Raw genomic sequence first — 2,451 nt, forward strand, 5'->3', positions numbered from 1 at the left:
GTAAGCGTAAAAGGATCTGCACCTGTTTTTCCGGGTGCAGATCCTTTATTTTAGTAATGAATCCTTTAATTTTTAGATAGGTAACATTGCTCCGGCAGCTTTTTCGACCAAGGGAACAATTTTGCAAGCTCATTCACATTGTTCTTATCAATGTTAGGAAGCGTTTCATAGAGGTGAACTAGATAGGCTAAGACATTTAACTTATTCTCTTTCGCCGACTCCACGATACTATAAAGGATGGCAGTAGATTGAGCCCCTTTTGGAGTAATCGAGAATAGTGAGTTTTTCCGTCCTAATACAAATGGTCTGATTGATCTCTCTGCTCTATTGTTATCAATGTCGAGTATTCCATCTAAAAAAGGACGCAGTAACTTCTCTTTTTGATTGATTCCATATTTAATCGCTTTACCTAGTTGGCTTTTCGGTGTGACTATTGGTTGAATGGATTGAAGCCATGCGAAAAAAGCCTCTGCGAGTGGTAAACTTTCCTTGCGGCGCACCTTACGGCGCTTTGCGAAAGATTGAGAGGTGATTTTTCTTTCAATTTTATAAATCTCTCCAATTTTCATAAGTGCTAATTCTGAAAGAGTGGGCGCTTCTTTCTTGTTCTTTGGGGCAGCTTTTACAGCTTTATCAAAATAACGCCTTAAGTGTGCCCAACACCCTGAGAGACTAACGTTTTCCAACCCCTCATAGCCTGAATAGCCATCTGTATGAAGCGTTCCCTTAAAATTTTCCAAAAAGAGTTTTGGATTAGTAGCGCTTCGAGTTGATGAATATACATATATGGCACATGGAGGCCCAATCCTCCCAGTCCTGTATAACCAAATATATGACTTCGAAGAAGGCTGCTTACCCTCTTCGTACAAAACTTGTTGTGTTGACTCGTCTGCATGAAGTACTGGAAGCGATAAAATAAATTGATGCATCGCAGAGTAGAGCGGACGAAGTAGTTCCTCTGTAGAAAGGACTAACCAATTGGACATCGTCTGCCTAGATAGATTAACACCCAATTGGCGAAACTGTGCCTCCAACCTATGTAGTGGCGTGGCATACATATACCTTTGCGTCACCACATAAGCAATCGCTGAAGGTGATGCCATGCTTTTAGGAATGACAGCTTCTGGCATTGAAGCTCTTACAATTGGTGTATGAGTATTCTCTTTCTCGCATGTTCGACAAGAGAAAACGTCACGTTCGTGTTGGACAATCTCTGCGCGAGCAGGGATGATCTTGATTTCACGGCGGATCTCTTTTTTCATCACATGCATAGAATGACCGCAATCTGAACAGGCCTGCTCCTTTAAGGGCAGGCTGTGGTGAACGACTGTTACAGGTAGCTCATTGTTTAGGCTTTCCCGAACTTTTCGTTTCTTTTTTTTTTGATTGTAAGCTTTTGAAGTTCCTTGCACTGTCGTATTTTCCAGGGTAGAAGAATGTGATGTTTCCTCACCAAAAAGTGTCAATTGACCACTCGGAAACTTCTCACTTGAAGCTCCGAATTGGCGTTGCTTTTGTAATCGAAACATCTCTTCGTACCTAGCTATGATTGCTTTTAGACAGAGTAGTTCCTCTTCAAGAGCCGCAATCTTTGTATCCTGTTCAGTTAATTGGGGTGAGTGATCATTTAGGTTTCTCATATTATAAATATCGACATATTTACCATAATCTTTATGCGGTTAGACAACTTTTTTTACATTCATTTTCGGAAATACTCTTCCGTCTTCCAATGTTAACCCTTCAAGTAACCAAATTAATTGCCTAGGCGTAATTTGCATGGTCTCATCTTCTGGACCTTGCGGCCAGTTAAATGTACCGTTTTCGAGTCTTCGATAGTAGAGCCAAAAGCCATTATGATCCCAGTGAAGGATTTTTATTCGGTCCTGTTGGCGATTACAGAAAATAAAAAGGTTCGAAGAAAAAGGATCTAATTCAAAAGTTTCTTGTACACGAGCTGCTAGACCGTCCATTGAAAGACGCATGTCAGTTGAGCCGTGTGCGAGGAAAACACCTTTCACCCCCTCGAGATTAATTCGCATCTTTTAACACCTCCACAATCTCCAATAGAAGTGTTCGATCGAATCCCGGAGGGACCTCTATATATAAACCATTTACATGAACATTCATAGAAGAGGACGGCAACTCCATTGTAATAGCTGACCAAGTATTGGGTTTTCCAGTTCCATAAACTTCTTCTGGATAAAGTCTTCTTCTAGCGTTCACTAGTTGATAATAGGTGACTTCATCTTGCCCCCTGATCCATTCTGACATGGTCATACCGCTATCCTTCCACTGTTCAATAATCTCAATCCAGCGAGCATCTTTTTCATCATGTATCGCGGATGGATTCGCTAATTCTGACAATCTCAAACACCTCTCTGTTTCTAAAAGTTACTACCAGTATTGCATGGACAAACAAATAGAATAAGGTGTATTTCGATTAACGCTTAC

3 protein-coding genes are annotated in these 2,451 nt (G+C 40.9%); all 3 read right to left on the reverse strand.

The window, feature by feature from the left end:
- Positions 1-65: 65 nt before the first annotated feature.
- Genes tnpC through tnpA form a run of 3 tightly spaced genes read right to left on the reverse strand, consistent with a single transcriptional unit; the run spans position 66 to position 2,364 of the window.
- Positions 66-1,640: an IS66 family transposase gene (gene tnpC, locus QT711_RS19485; RefSeq protein WP_317946913.1), complete on the reverse strand. Its 1,575-nt coding sequence runs from the start codon at positions 1,638-1,640 to the stop codon at positions 66-68.
- A gap of 39 nt (positions 1,641-1,679) precedes the next feature.
- On the reverse strand, positions 1,680-2,039 hold the full coding sequence (gene tnpB / locus QT711_RS19490) for an IS66 family insertion sequence element accessory protein TnpB (RefSeq protein WP_317946914.1): 360 nt from the start codon (positions 2,037-2,039) through the stop codon (positions 1,680-1,682).
- Positions 2,029-2,364 (reverse strand): IS66 family insertion sequence element accessory protein TnpA, encoded by a 336-nt coding sequence (tnpA, locus tag QT711_RS19495; RefSeq protein ID WP_317946915.1) that lies wholly within the window; start codon positions 2,362-2,364, stop codon positions 2,029-2,031. The genes tnpB and tnpA overlap by 11 nt, the downstream gene beginning before the upstream one ends.
- Positions 2,365-2,451: the final 87 nt, after the last annotated feature.

The sequence above is a fragment of the Sporosarcina saromensis genome (assembly GCF_033253735.1).
In the GTDB taxonomy this organism is placed as follows: domain Bacteria; phylum Bacillota; class Bacilli; order Bacillales_A; family Planococcaceae; genus Sporosarcina; species Sporosarcina saromensis.